The sequence below is a fragment of the Pseudomonas ceruminis genome (assembly GCF_021602025.1).
In the GTDB taxonomy this organism is placed as follows: Bacteria; Pseudomonadota; Gammaproteobacteria; order Pseudomonadales; family Pseudomonadaceae; genus Aquipseudomonas; species Aquipseudomonas ceruminis.
Genome location: NZ_BQHW01000030.1, coordinates 1 through 14,241, shown reverse-complemented (window position 1 = coordinate 14,241; position 14,241 = coordinate 1). Strand labels below are relative to the sequence as shown.

Here is a 14,241-nt window from a genome sequence, read left to right as displayed (position 1 = left end):
ACGTCCTGAATGGAAGACTTTTCTCTCGCTGCACTTAAATCACTGATTCTTGCCAATCAGTTACTTTCCGCCGGCCTGGTTTCGCTGCTGGTCACTGTGTTGATCGTGCGTAACTACTGGGAAGAGGTGTCCTATTTCCTGATCCGTGTCTGGCATAGCCTGCCGCTGATCGGCACGGTCGCGCGCCTGTCGCGCAAGCGTTCCTCGGTCGACAGCGATGGCTGGATCAACCACGAAGTGACCTTGTCCAAGCCGTATTATGGCCAGTACAAGAAGTACATGAAGGGCCCAAACAGCTATAACGCCTCCCTCGACTACCTCGCCAAGGCAGGTGAAGCTGGGCGCTCGCCGCGGCCGGCCTGGGTACTGGTGCTGGTGTTGCTGCTGGTGCTGATCGAGGCAATGGGCTTTGCCTACGTACTGGCAGGCTGGATGAACATGGACGCCTCGACCAATGACCGCCATTGGCTGACCGCAGGTACCGCGATTCTGCTGGCCGTCGCCTCAGCGTTTTTCGCCGAAGCTGCCGGCCACACGCTGCACCACAACAGCCTGATTGCCCGTGCGCGGCACTGGTGGCAAGGTGAGGAACCTTCCAAACGCTCGCGTTCGCTGAAGGCCAACAAGGCCATCAACCTGGAGGACTCGTTCACCGACTCGGACAAGCCAGACTACGAGCAGTTGCTGGCCCGGGTGAAGGACGTCAACTCCAACGTCTCGCGCAAGTTTGTCTGGCTGATCGTCTGCGGTGTGTTCGTGGCGGCCATGGCCGTTGGTGCGTTCGTCGTACGTTCGGCGACCCTGGACAGCATCGAGACCGAAATGGTCAACGGCATGCGCGCCGAGTCCGCAGCGCAGAGCTCCACTGCAGGCTCGCCCTTCGACCTGCCAGCCGAATCCCAGGCCATCAACGATGAGGCGGACAACGCTACCATCGACGACAAGATGCATGCGATCCGCCAGGCCAGCCTGACCACCTACATCATGCTGTCGCTGATCTACATCGCCATTCAGGGCATCAGCATCTGGCTCGCCAGCCGTTACTACTTCGCCGGTACTCACTCGGCAACCGCCTGGCGGCTGACCCACGAATACGCCACCGCCGAGGAAATGCTCGACGCGATGGATCAGAAGCGCAACGCCATTGCCAGCCACGCCGACGACAAGCTGCGCCGCCTGCAAACCGCGTTGTCCGGCCGCGACCACACCGATGCTGCCGTGCTGCACGCGCTTGAAGGTGAGAATACCGCGCATCGCAACTTCCTCGCCTACGTTGAGTACAAGGCTGGCAAGGTTTCGCCCCAGGCCGTCAAGCCAACGCCTGCCGTTGAAGTGGTGGCGCCAGCACAACGGGCGCAACCCGAAGCGGCCGCCCCGGTTGCGGCGCAGCCCACGGTGGCCGAGGCGGTCGCCCCAGCCGCTTCAGCTACCCCAGCGCAGATCAAGGCTTCGGACTTCCACGATGTTACCGGCCTGCCGGAAGAAAGCCTGGCGGCTGCCAGCCGTGCGCTGAATGTCAGCGAGGCGCAGCTGCGTGATATTCGCGAGCAACAGCAGGCGCTGAAGGCGTTGGGCCTGTTCCCGGCGAAAAAGGAGGGCGTGCTGTCATGAGGCTCGCCAAGGCGCTGATCCTTGCGTTGGCGCTGCCGTGTGCAGCGCTTGCCGCTGAACGCAACGACCTGCAGAGCTGCTACACACGCAATGGCCTGGCCGACATCAAGCCAGCAGGTGCCGGCCGCGAGCTGGTGGTGATCATCGATCAGACCATCCCGATGCCTGACGACCTGCAGCGCAGCAGCTGGGCTCAGATCGACCGGTTCGTCCAGCCGGGCGATCGCGTCAGGCTCTATACCTTCTCGGCGTTCCTGCCGGGGGAGTATCAGCGCCTGGTGTATGCCGGTGAACTGGACATGCCGCTGCAGGGCGATGTTCGCGACGACGTGAACATGCGCAAGCTGCGCGCTCTGGACCAGTGCCTGGCGGGCCAGAAAAAAGCGTTTCAGGCCGGCTTCGGCGGCCTGTTCGTGAAGGGCCTGCGGGATGCCCGTCAGGACATCCCCAAGAGCGAAATCATGAATACCCTGCGTCGCGTGGGTGAAGACATGAGCAAGGAGCAGGGGGTCGATGAGCGTGTGGTGTACCTGATTTCGGACATGCTCGAGCACTCGGACTACACCAGTTTCTACGCGGCCAATCAGATCAAGCAGCTCAATGTCGCCAACGAGCTCAAGCTCGCACAGAGCAAAGGGCTGTATGCGGACCTGCAGGGCGCCAGGGTGTACGTGTCCGGTGCAGGCTTGGTCACCGATGCGGTGAAGCATGCCTATCGGTCCGGCAAGACCATGGATGCACTAAAGGACTTCTGGGCTCAATACTTGAAGGCGTCCAACGCGACATTGGAAGGCTTTGGCACACCGAGCCTGAGTACCGACCTGCGCTAACCCAGGACGGGGCTGCCAAGCAGCCCCATCCTGGGTGTGCTGACTTACAGTTTCGGCATCTGCCCGATCCGCGCGACCATTTCGCTGACCACCTGCAGGTCAAGCATGAACTGCTCCACGGTCTTGAACTCGTTGTCGTTGTGCCCGGTGTACTTCACATCCGGCATGGCCAGGCCAAACTGCACGCCATTGGGCAGGTCGTGCACCGACGTGGCGCCGGCGGAGGTGCCGAACGCGTGCTTCATGCCCAGGTTCTCGCTGGCTACCTCGAGCAGGGCCTTGACCCAATCGCCTTCGGGGTTACGGTACATCGGTTCGTCGAGGCTGTAGTCGAAGGCTACCGAGGTGTGGCTCTGGCGGGTCCATTGGCCGAGCCTGTCGGCCAGTTCGTCCTTGAGGGTGGCCAGTGGCTTGCCTTTGGGGATGCGCAGGTTCACCGCCAGTTTCAGGCCTTTTTCGTTCACACCGACAAAGGTCAGCGAGGCGGTCAGCGGGCCCATGAAACTGTCTTCGAAGCCCACACCGAGCTTCTTGCCCAGATAGTCCAGGCCCCAGTTGTCGGCGGCGTAACGGGCCGCATCGGTGAAGTGGTTGTGCTTGAGCGGCACCTGTTGGCCCAGGCCGTTGATGAAGTCGAGCATGCGCGCAACCGGGTTGACCCCGGATTCAGGCTCGGAGGAGTGTGCCGACACGCCGGTCACCGTAAGTAAGACGTGCTTGCCATCGACTTTGGCGGCGATGCTGAAGTCACCGCCATGGCGCTTCACGTACTCGGCACCGGCGTTCTCCAGCTGTTTGGCCAACTGCGCCGGGTTGTCGCCGGTCAATGTCGCCACCGACGTGGTCGGGATCTGGTTAGTGGCCAGGCCCCCGGTGAGGTTGATGATTTCCGCGCCTTTGCCGCTGCCGGGGCGCTTGCTGAAACTGGCCATGACCGTGCCATAGCCTTTTTCGGCGATCACCACCGGGTAGCCGCCATCGAGCGCCAGGTTGTAGTCGGGGGTGGGATTGCGCTCGAAGTAATAGGGAATGGCATCGCCACTGGTTTCTTCGGTGGTATCGATCAACAGCTTGAACTGACGGGCCAGTGGCAGGTTTTCGTCTTTGGCCACCTTCAACGCGTACAGCGCCACGACGATGCCGTTCTTGTCATCTTCAGTGCCGCGGCCGTACAGGCGGTCGCCGACCAAGGTTACCTTGAAGGGGTCCAGGCGCGTGCCGTCGGCAAGTTTCCAATTGTCCGGGTTGACCGGCACCACGTCAGCGTGGGCATGGATACCTACCACTTCCTTGCCGCTACCCAACGATATTTCATAAACGCGGTTGTCGATGTTGCGAAAGGCCAGGCCAAAGCTATCGGCCAGGGCTTTGATCCTGTCGGCGATCTTGAGGAACTCGGGGTTCTCGTGCTGCGGTACGCCCTCGACGCTGAAGGTGGGGATGGCCACCAGCTCACGCAGGGTTTCGGTGGCCGCCTTGCCGTACTTGATGCGGGTGTACAGGCCGAGTAGGCGGTTGATTTCGTTTTGCTGATCGGCGCCGAGGGTTTTGCCAGCCAGGTAGGCGTCCAGGGTGGCGCCGAGGTTATCGACCTTGGCCTGTTCGCTGTCTTTTAGCGTGCCGATGAATTGCTTGAAATCGGTTGGCTCGCGACCGTCGAAAGCCTTGACGATGGCAGCGGACTGCTGCTGCGTCAGGTTGGCCTGGGCAGGCTGGGTGAATAAGCCGATGCTGGCCAGCAATAGGGTGGTGGCGGTGAGTTTTTTCAGGTGCATGGGTAGGCGCATTCCTTCGCGAATCTTATTAGAGGGTGCCCGCTGCAAGAACGGGAAGGTGCCCACGCTAACACCAATGACCCATGGCACGGGAGTGCCAGAAACGCGATGCAGTGCACAAACGAAAAAGCCCCGGGCGCAGGCCCAGGGCTTTTTTGATATGGCGCACTCGGCGGGATTCGAACCCACGACCCCTCCTTCGGAGGCCAATGCGGTACAGGAATCTTGGTTGGCGGCAAGCGTTCAAAAATGCCTCTAAGTGCCGTCCCGCAAAGCTTTGGCCTTATCTAGCTGCCTACAGTTTATAGCTCTTAGCGGTATCTAAGGGTGGTTATCTAGGGCACAAAAAACGAAATGGGCCCCAGCGATTTTGACACCTAGCCAGCCCCTGGCTCGTCCTCCCGCCTTCTCACCGAACCTGAGTTTCGACAAGCGGCTGGCGGCCTAGGGGCAGCGACTTTTTTTGTTGCCCTCTGCTGTTGCTTTTACATATAGGCAACCCAGGAGTGCGCAAGCCCCAACGTTAGCAATGCTTTTCTGGTGGGAGACTCTACCCTCGCAGGGGCCAAAGCCGTGCAAGATGCGTCGGGGTTAGTGCGGCAGTTAGCTCACTCGTCCTTGGCGTTTATCTCGGCAGAGATTTCGCCAAACGACTCCCAGTGGCCAACCAGTTCATCAACGCGATCAGGAATGCGCGGTGACTTACTGAGCACCAGACAGCGGGTCGTACCCACGTATTCCTCAAGGAGGTAGAGCGTGTCCCCAACGTCGACGCCCATTTCCTGTAGAACGTCGTCAGGCAGGCGAATGGCGCCATCGCCGTCCCAGTCTTCGATCACAACGTGATGTTTCATCGCGGCTCCAGAAGACGGTTGGATGAGATGTCCGCAGGGGGAGGCAGTGGCACGCTGCCAACTAAGTCCCGCGGCGCAGGCCGGTAGCATAGCAAAGAGCGGGCAGGCTCAGGGAGAGGTAACGAACGCGTCTACCCAGCCATTGCTGCCGGTGGACGAAAACTCACCCGAGCAGCTCAACTGCGCAAGTCGGGAACGAGCACCCGGAATGGGGCGTCAGGAATGCGCTCAATCGATTCAGACCACGAACAGAGCGATACCAGATGCCAGGCACTTACCCGCTGCATGATGCGCCAAATGACGCTACAATAATGCCATATGTCGCATCTGGAGGAATGCTCTATGGTTTCCGCCGACACTCGCACTCGCACCCGCAAGGCAGCACCCGCCGCCCGTAGGCCAACGGAATACCTTTTCCAAAGTGACTCTGACCAGCTCAGTCCGGTCATGGTCTACAGGCTCACGGTCAAAGGCTTCGACCTGAAAGACGTGCAAGACATGCTTGCGATTTCTGATCTGTATTCGACGAAGAAGATCATGAGTCGCATTGTGGGCAAGTCCATCAGGACGATTCAGCGCCAGGGCAGCAAGCAACCAGCACACCTCAACTCCCAACAGAGCGCCGTGGCATTTCAGTACGCGAAGGTGCTGGAGCACGCGATCAATGTATTCGGCACTCAAAAGCTGGCCGAAGAATGGCTAGGGCGCCCTTGCAAGTATCTGGACGGTGACGTGCCGCTGGACGTTATCGACAACCCAGTGGGTTTTCAGGCAGTCGAGGACTATCTGGAGCGCATCGAGTACGGGGTCTATCAGTGAACCCATTTCCCTGGTCTGGCTCATGGTACGCATGGCGCCTCGACCGTGAGCTCTACAAGGACACCTGGGACAGTGGCATTGGTGCCCACAAGCTGGGTGGCCGCTGGAACGCTCCGGGGCGAAACGTTGTGTACGCATCGGCAGATCCCTCAACCGCCATCCTGGAGGTGGCGGTGCATGTCGGCTTCGATGCGTTGGATACGGTTGCGCATGTGCTCACATGCTTCGAAGTGCTCGATCAAAGCCTTATCAAGGTCGTACAGCCTGAAGATGTTCCCAATCCTATCTGGCTGACGAGTGCATCCGCTTCACCTAACCAGCAGAAGTTTGCAGACGCCCTGCTGGCCGAGCATCCGTTCGTACTCATCCCATCCGCCGTCACTCGCCACTCTTGGAACTTGCTTGTCAGTCGCGAGCTGGCCGAGGGCAGGTATCGAATGATCAGCCAAGAGCGCTTCGGCCTGGATACGCGTCTCGTTAAGGTCTGAGTGGCTTGCGCTGGCTGAGCCAGCAGTGTCTTTCAGGTGAATGCCTTTAGATTGCTTGACAGCTTTTCACGTAGCCGTAGCACCAGGACGTGTACCGGCCAGAACAACAGGCCCTACCTGTCCCCCCTGATTTACAACGCCCCAGTCTACGGCACAGCAACCAAGCCAGTGAAAGCTCACTTGGGCCTTTAAACTGACGCCGCTCTTTTTGAGTAGGAAACGACGGAATACCACCGGGGAAATTCACTATCCCCATGCCGCACTCAGCTAATCCACCAGCAGCTCACTGATAGGTCATCGAGACTTCGCTCTGTAGCCACCGTGGCTGCACTCGATTACCGCAGAATGTCGGTGGCAGTCCTGCAAAAACCACTGAGCCGCCACAAGTGCTCACTGGGACACCTTCGCCGAACTAGCCAAATACACCCTCGTGACGACAGAACCCTCCACCAAATCGCCAATACCCAGCGTGCGCCCCCGGAATAAATCGTTAAACCTCGACTGGCCTGGCCTTTCACTCGCTCTATTCAAATGACACCGCCCCTGCGGACCATTAAACGGAGCCCACCCACCAGGACAAATACGTATCATGAGGCAGCGGGTTAGCTTGGTAAGCTCGCTCTCAGACAACTTTTGTCAATGTGGCCGTCATGGAAGAAAGCGCGCAACAGCGTTCAGAACGCTATGTATCCGCCCGCAGCCAGCACCCTGCGTGGCTTTTGCTCGCCTCACGGCGTGCTCCGCTCGTATTGGGCTGCCTGCGCACGCTGTTCGAGCGGGCGCACGATGGGATTCCCATGGAGGATGCGCTGCAAGCGCTGTCCGAAATGCTGGCTGCTTATGCCAGCCAGGAGCTTTACGAAATCGACCCGGATGCAACGCATCTCCAAGCAGGTCGTGAACTTCGTGAATGGATCAAGCGGCGCCTCGTGGTAGAGCGAGAGGGCCGTATCTACGCAACCGACGCGCTGGAGTCAGCCATCCAGTTCGTAGATTCGCTGGATAGTCGGATCATGACTTCCACAGCATCTCGCCTTTCGGTGGTTCAGCGCGAGATCGAAAGCCTGGAAACGAGTCTGAACCCCAGCCCAACTGGCCGTATTGCCAGCCTGCGCCGCCGAATCCAGGATTTGGAGCACGAGCTAGCGCGAGTAGAAGCTGGCCACGTAGTCGTGCTGGATGAAGCGCAGGCGATAGAGGGCATACGCGAGGTATATAACCTGTCCACCAGCCTGCGCGCGGACTTTCGACGAGTTGAAGACTCTTGGCGCGAGGCGGATCGCGCCCTTCGACACTCCATCATCAGCGAGCAGTCTCACCGTGGAGAAATCGTCGATCGGTTGTTGGACGGGCAAGATGCTCTACTCAACACTCCCGAGGGGCGTGTCTTCGAAAGCTTCCAGCAGCAACTGAGGCAGTCCGCTGAGCTGGAGGCGATGCGTGAGCGCTTGCGCACCATCCTTCGTCACCCAGCGGTTCCAAAGGCGCTGAATCGTCCCCAGCAACGTGAGCTACGTTGGCTGGCGTTACGCCTGGTTCGGGAGTCGCAGGCAGTGCTCCAGGCGCGCGCCCGAAGCGAGCGCGATGTCCGCGGCTTCATGAAGACGGGGCTGGCCGCCGAGCATCATCGCGTCGGACAGTTACTCAACGATTTCTTCAATCTAGCGCTCAGCGTCGACTGGCAACGCCAGTCAGAACGCCGTAAGCCTGCATGTTTACCACCAGTTGGCGTAGCCATTACCGGTATCCCGGCAATCGAGCGTCTACGCTTCAAGACCCTGGATGACGATGATACGGGCGAGCTGGATCTGAGTTTGAAGCCTGCGGGGTTGGAGCAGATTGATGATGACTTCTGGGATGCCTTCGACGGGCTGGATCGTGAAGCGCTGATTCAGGACACCTTGGCTGTGCTGGCGGAGCAGGGGCGCCCTGTGAGTCTCGGGGAGCTTGCGTCTTTGCTTCCACCTGCTCACGACCTAGAAACCTTTGCACTCTGGCTGGCGATGGCGCGCGAGGCAGGTATCGAGGTGCTGACAGAGGAGCGTCAGCTTGTGGAGCTAGTTGACGAGGATGAGCAACGCTGGCGCTTCAATCTGCCTTATGTCGGACTCGACCACGAGGCACTCAAGGACATCGATTGGGAGTTGTGAGCATGGCAGGGATCTTCGATCGAATTGCAGGGGGCTCTGGCGCCGACGAAACGGAGCTGACGGTGGAGGCCATAGCGTTGGATGACGGCATGGATGATGAACAGCCTCTTATGAGTGCCGCTGTTCAGGTCGATGAGCGCCGGACGCCGCAACGGGTACGTGAGGCCGTACAGGAAATGCTCAAGTACGGGCTGCTGGAAGAAAGTTACAAGCCCAATCTGTATCGCTCGGCGCTTGCCAATATCGAGGCGGTCGACACAATCCTGGAGCCGCTCGACCTGGCCATGGGAGTCGACGAGGTTCGCGGGCTGGTGTTCGTCACCGTTCGCCAGGGCGAGGTGGCCGAGCAGGATGACTGGTCGCACCCCCTTGTGCGCAGGCAAAGGCTGAACCTGGAGCAGTCCCTGCTGATCGCGATTCTGCGCCAGCATTTCATCGCCTACGAACAGGAAAGCGGTACGGGCGCCACTCAGGCACTGGTAGCGGTTGATGAGCTGATTCCGCAATTGCAGGTTTACCTGGGCGAGCTGGGCAGTGAGGCGAAGGAGCGCAATCGCGTCATCACGCTGCTGGATCAGCTCAAGGGGCATGGTTTGGTGTCGGCTCTGGACGCCCATGACCGCGTCATCATCCGCCCCATCATTACCCACTTGGCCAACCCGGAGAACCTGCAGGCACTGGTGGTTTGGCTGCGCGAGCAGGTGGAGGGCGCGACTACCCCGGCTGCCGCTGCTGAGGAGGACAAGGCGTGAAACAAGCACTGCTCTGGCGTGACAGCGAGACCTTCATTCTCAGCAGCATCGAACTCTATAACTGGGGCGGCTTTCAGGGCTATCACCGTGCCGAGATCGATCCTTCCGGTACCGCCGTGATCGGCCCGACGGGGAGCGGTAAAACGACGCTGGTGGATGCTCTGATGACCTTGCTGTGCGCCAATCCGCGTTACAACCTGGCATCCACGGGCGGACATGAGAGCGACCGCGATCTGGCGTCCTATGTGCGCGGCGTCACCGGCCCCGGGGACGGAGGTGTAGAGCAATCTCATATCGCGCGCCAGGGTAAGACGGTCACCGCCATTGCAGCCACGCTCGAGCGTGATGGCACGCAGGTTCGACTGGGCGCTGTGCTCTGGTTCGAGGGCACCAGCTCCTCGGCGTCCGATCTGAAGAAACTGTGGCTGTTAAGCGAGTCCACTGAGCAGACGCTGGAGCATTGGCTGAGCCAGCATCACGCAGGTGGCATGCGGGCGCTGCGTCAGATGGAGAAGGATGGGACGGGTATCTGGCCGTATCCCAGCAAAAAAGCCTTCCTGGCCAGGCTCAGGGATTACTTCGAAGTCGGTGAAAACGCCTTCACCTTGCTCAACCGCGCTGCCGGCCTGAAACAGCTCAATAGCATCGATGAGATCTTTCGCGAGTTGGTGCTCGATGACCGCTCCGCTTTCGGGCGGGCTGCCGAGGTCGCCAGCAGCTTCGATGATCTAACTGACATCCACCGAGAGCTGGAAACCGCTAGAAAGCAGCAGCGCTCATTGCAACCGGTCGCCGAAGGCTGGGAGCGTTATAGGGCCTTGCAAGAACAGCTGCAGGATAAACAAGCTCTCGAAGGCATCCTCCCAGTCTGGTTCGCCGAGCAGGGGTATCGCCTGTGGTTGGCTGAAACCAACAGGCTGGAGACGGAGCACAAGCAGGCCGAACTCGATCAGGAGCAATGCAGGAGTCAGCTTGAGATCCAGAAGGGCGTGGTTGATCAACATCGCCAGAGCTACCTGCGAGTAGGTGGCGCAGGGATAGATCAATTACGCGGGCGCATTGCTGATTGGGTCAGGGAGTGCGATAAGCGACGCCTGAAAGCCGAGCAATACCAACGTTTGGCCAAGGGGCTTGGACTAGCGGATGAGTTATCGGCCGCTGCTCTCAAGGAGAATCAGCAGCAGATCGCGGCACGCCTGGAAATACTGACCCAGCAAATTACTGACGCGCGTCAAAAGGCGTTCGATGCAGGTCTCGTTCAGCAGGAACTCAATGGCCGCCTGCAGCGCTTACAGCAGGATCGTGCTGAGGTTGAGAGACGGCCAGGCTCGAACCTGCCTGGGCATTTTCATGCTTTTCGAGGGGAGCTGGCGCAGATGCTTGGCGTCGATGAATCGGCCCTGCCTTTCGTTGCCGAGCTGGTGCAGGTCAAGCCCGAGGAGCTGGCCTGGCGGGGGGCCATCGAGCGGGCAATCGGCAGCCACCGCCTGCGTATCCTGGTGCCGCAGGGTGCGTCCGAGGCTGCACTGCGTTGGGTGAACCAACGACACAACTGCTTGCATGTGCGCTTGTTGGAGGTCAAGGAACCGTCGTCGCGCCCTGTGTTCTTCGACGATGGTTATACCCGCAAGCTGACCTTCAAGGAGCATCCGTACCGCGAAGCGGTAAAGGCGCTACTGGCGGACAACGACCGACATTGCGTGGAGAGCACGGAGCAATTGCGTCATACCCCGCACGCCATGACGGCTCAGGGGCTGATGTCGGGTAAAGAACGCTTCTTCGACAAGCAGGACCAGAAGCGCCTCGATGAAGACTGGCTGACCGGCTTCGACAACCGCGACCGTCTGGCCTTCCTGACTGAACAAATTCGCGAGGTCAATGAACAGCTCGCGCCTGCCAAGCTGGCCTTGGATGCTGCCCAGGGCGATGTCCGCAAGTTGGAGGATCAAGCTTCGCTGCTGCAGCGCGTCGAAGAACTGCAGTTCGAGGAGATTGATCTGCCGGGCGCCGAGCGTCAGCTGGAGTCGCTGCGTGCTCAGCTGGACACCCTGACACGTCCCGACTCTGACCTCGCCCTTATCAAGGCTGAGCTGGATGAAGCTGAGGCATTGCTGGACTCTCTGGATCGACAGAGGCAACAACTTATCGAGCAGTGCGGTCAGTTGAAACTTCAGTTCGAGCAGGCTGCATCCGCTACCCGTAAGGCCTATCGTGGTGCCGAAAAAGGGCTGAACGATACGCAGCGTGAACTAGCGCAAACGCATTTCCCGACCCTGACGGCAGATGACCTTGGCGATATTGTCGAGCTGGAGCGCCAGCATACGCGTGAGCTGCAAGGGCAGCTCAAAGCGCTCGGCGATAAACTCGGCGATCAGAAAACAGAGCTTGCCAAACGTATGTCTGACGCTCTGAAGGTGGACACCGGAGCGCTTGCGGAGGTCGGGCGAGAACTGGTGGACGTACCCAGGTATCTGGAGCGTCTTCGCGTGCTGACCGAGGAAGCCCTGCCCGAGAAACTCAAGCGCTTTCTGGAATACCTCAATCGTTCCTCGGATGATGGCGTCACCCAGTTGCTCAGCTATATCGACCATGAAGTCTCGATGATTGAGGAGCGCCTGGATGACCTGAACAGTACGATGCAGCGTGTCGACTTTCAGCCCGGACGCTATCTGCGCTTGGTCGCGAAAAAGGTCATTCATGAAAGCCTTCGCACCTTGCAACAGGCTCAGCGTCAACTGAACTCGGCGCGTTTCATCGATGATGAAGGCGAGAGCCACTACAAGGCATTGCAGGCGCTCGTTGGCCTGCTCAAGGATGCTTGCGAGCACAGCAGGAATCAGGGCGCCAAGGCGCTGCTGGATCCGCGCTTCCGCCTGGAGTTCGCGGTCTCGGTGATCGATCGCGAAAGCAGGAGTGTCATCGAAACCCGAACAGGTTCTCAGGGGGGTAGTGGTGGCGAGAAAGAGATCATCGCCTCCTATGTGCTGACCGCTTCCCTCAGCTATGCGCTCTGTCCCGACGGCAGCAGCCGGCCGTTGTTCGGCACCATCGTGCTCGACGAGGCGTTCTCGCGCAGCTCCCATGCGGTTGCCGGTCGGATCATCGCAGCGCTGAGGGAATTCGGCCTACATGCTGTCTTCATCACGCCCAACAAGGAAATGCGCCTGTTGCGTCACCATACGCGTTCGGCAGTCGTCGTTCATCGGCGCGGCGTGGAATCCAGTCTGGTTTCCCTGAGCTGGGAAGCTTTGGATGAGCATCATCAACAGCGCATCAAGGCCATGCATGAAGTCGCCCACTGACATCAGTCGCAGCCTGGCCAAACAATGGCAGCGCTCCAGCGTACGCTTGGAACGCTTGCTCAATCCCGGCAGCTGGCCGCAATGCTTCAACATCGGTAAGCCTTCGGCACGAGTCTTCGCTGAAAACATCCATGCGGTGCTCCAGCATGTGGAGAACTGGCGGAGCGTGAAAGTGGGGAAGGTCGACTGGGAGTCAGTCAGCTATCGAGCTGGGCTGGCCCCAATTTCCTTGCCGATGCGCTGGCACTTGCGTAGTCCCTCCGAATGGATTGCCGCGGCCAATGATCCAACGGTCAGCCGGGAGTACGCTCAACTCGAATATCTGGTCGAGCAGGTAGACAGTGCCTTTCATGCGCTGCTGGTAGCACAACGGGGCTTATGGTTGACGAAGCCCCCTGAAGAAGTCGTCGCCACGGCGCAACTCGCCACCCGCTTGTCGCTAGGCTGTGCCCGAGGCCGTCCACTGCGCCTGCTTGCCGAGCACGGCGTAGACACCAAGTTTTTCGAGCGTAACGCCAGCTTGCTGACCCGGCTCCTCGACGAGCGTTTCGAAGGCGCGGCGTCCGAGCAAGGCCTGACGACGTTTCTGGATGCCTTTGAAGAAAGCAGTCATTGGGTACTAGTCGTTCCTCTTCAGCCTGAGCTGCTGCCCTTCAAGCGGCTTAGGCTCACGACTGCGGAACTGGCTGAAACCCCGCTTCCTGGTTCGCGGTTGCTGGTGGTGGAAAATGAGCAATGTGTTCACTTGCTGCCCGAAACCTTGCCGGACACCCTGGCTGTGCTGGGTGCAGGACTCGATTTGCAGTGGTTGGCGTCTGCGCACTTAGCCGGGAAACAGATCGCCTACTGGGGCGACATGGACACCTGGGGCTTGTTGATGCTGGCGCGAGCGAGGCTTCATCAACCAGCGGTCGAAGCACTATTGATGGAGCAGGAGCTGTTTGAACAGCACTCACCGGGTAATGCAGTTGTTGAGCCGGCCAAAGCGCGGGAGTCGGCCCCACCTGGTTTGCTGGCTGACGAAGCGGATTTCTATCGGTATCTGCTGGTGCAAGAGCGAGGACGTCTTGAGCAGGAGTACCTGCCAAAGGTACAAGTTGAGCGCGCTATCGAGCAGTGGGCTCGGGCGGTCCCTGTATAGAGCGGCTGGCGATGGGCTCAATAACCCTCTAATCCTGAGACCGCTTACCCTTAACCCACGGTCTTCAGAAATGCCTTCTCTGACATTTCCAACGTTGATCGCTTTAGGCGGTCGGTTTTCAGCGTTGGTCTGCAACGAGTCTTTTCATATCGTCGACGAGACTAAGGGCGATTCACGATTCCGGTCGACTTAAAGCGCCGGAGGCCGGGGCGCTCACGGTTTTCCGGTCAATTGAGTTGCACCATGGCCGAGCCGATCTCGCGCTCGCCGGATTCCGGTCTGATGACGCGACCAAGAGCGCTCGGCTGTTTCCGGTTGCGCTGGAGCGTATGGTCGGGGCTGGGTGACTGCCCGCACTCAGGATGCCGCTCAGCTGAAAGCCCTGCAGGTCGGGGGCGCTCACGAGATTCCGGTCTGATGACGCGACCAGGAGCGCTCGGCTGTTTCCGGTTGCGCTGGAACGTATGGTCGGGGCTGGGTGACTGCCGGCACTCAGGATGCCGTTCAGCTGAAAGCCCT

At 59.7% G+C, this 14,241-nt stretch carries 10 protein-coding genes; 8 read left to right on the top strand and 2 right to left on the bottom strand.

Going from position 1 to position 14,241, the window contains the following annotated elements; translation table 11 throughout:
- The first annotated feature begins 9 nt into the window (after positions 1-9).
- Positions 10-1,611, top strand: a complete 1,602-nt coding sequence (locus tag L6D80_RS25515) for a hypothetical protein (protein ID WP_176514330.1) — start codon at positions 10-12, stop codon at positions 1,609-1,611.
- On the top strand, positions 1,608-2,441 hold the full coding sequence (locus L6D80_RS25510; RefSeq protein WP_054902418.1) for a hypothetical protein: 834 nt from the start codon (positions 1,608-1,610) through the stop codon (positions 2,439-2,441). The genes L6D80_RS25515 and L6D80_RS25510 overlap by 4 nt, the downstream gene beginning before the upstream one ends.
- Positions 2,442-2,485: 44 nt before the next feature.
- On the opposite strand, the gene L6D80_RS25505 is transcribed toward L6D80_RS25510, so the two are convergent.
- Positions 2,486-4,216 (bottom strand): dipeptidase, encoded by a 1,731-nt coding sequence (locus L6D80_RS25505; protein WP_176514328.1) that lies wholly within the window; start codon positions 4,214-4,216, stop codon positions 2,486-2,488.
- Positions 4,217-4,824: 608 nt separating this feature from the next.
- Complete coding sequence (locus L6D80_RS25500; protein ID WP_003294186.1) at positions 4,825-5,070, bottom strand: AbrB/MazE/SpoVT family DNA-binding domain-containing protein; 246 nt, start codon at positions 5,068-5,070, stop codon at positions 4,825-4,827.
- A 342-nt stretch (positions 5,071-5,412) separates the two neighbouring features.
- Between L6D80_RS25500 and L6D80_RS25495 the strand changes: the two genes are divergently transcribed.
- The 6 genes from L6D80_RS25495 (at position 5,413) to L6D80_RS25470 (ending at position 13,722) form a co-directional block, all read left to right on the top strand.
- Entirely contained in the window at positions 5,413-5,889 is a 477-nt protein-coding gene (locus L6D80_RS25495) for an antitoxin Xre/MbcA/ParS toxin-binding domain-containing protein (RefSeq protein ID WP_003294185.1), read from the top strand.
- A complete protein-coding gene (locus L6D80_RS25490; RefSeq protein WP_003294183.1) occupies positions 5,886-6,377 on the top strand; it encodes an RES family NAD+ phosphorylase in 492 nt (163 codons plus the stop codon). The genes L6D80_RS25495 and L6D80_RS25490 overlap by 4 nt, the downstream gene beginning before the upstream one ends.
- Before the next feature lie 650 nt (positions 6,378-7,027).
- Entirely contained in the window at positions 7,028-8,527 is a 1,500-nt protein-coding gene (locus L6D80_RS25485) for a DUF3375 domain-containing protein (RefSeq protein ID WP_176514327.1), read from the top strand.
- Positions 8,528-8,529: 2 nt separating this feature from the next.
- Positions 8,530-9,279: a DUF4194 domain-containing protein gene (locus L6D80_RS25480; protein ID WP_171898124.1), complete on the top strand. Its 750-nt coding sequence runs from the start codon at positions 8,530-8,532 to the stop codon at positions 9,277-9,279.
- Positions 9,276-12,581: an ATP-binding protein gene (locus L6D80_RS25475; RefSeq protein WP_176514325.1), complete on the top strand. Its 3,306-nt coding sequence runs from the start codon at positions 9,276-9,278 to the stop codon at positions 12,579-12,581. Before L6D80_RS25480 ends, L6D80_RS25475 begins: the two co-directional genes overlap by 4 nt.
- Complete coding sequence (locus tag L6D80_RS25470; RefSeq protein WP_225786690.1) at positions 12,532-13,722, top strand: Wadjet anti-phage system protein JetD domain-containing protein; 1,191 nt, start codon at positions 12,532-12,534, stop codon at positions 13,720-13,722. Before L6D80_RS25475 ends, L6D80_RS25470 begins: the two co-directional genes overlap by 50 nt.
- Positions 13,723-14,241: the final 519 nt, after the last annotated feature.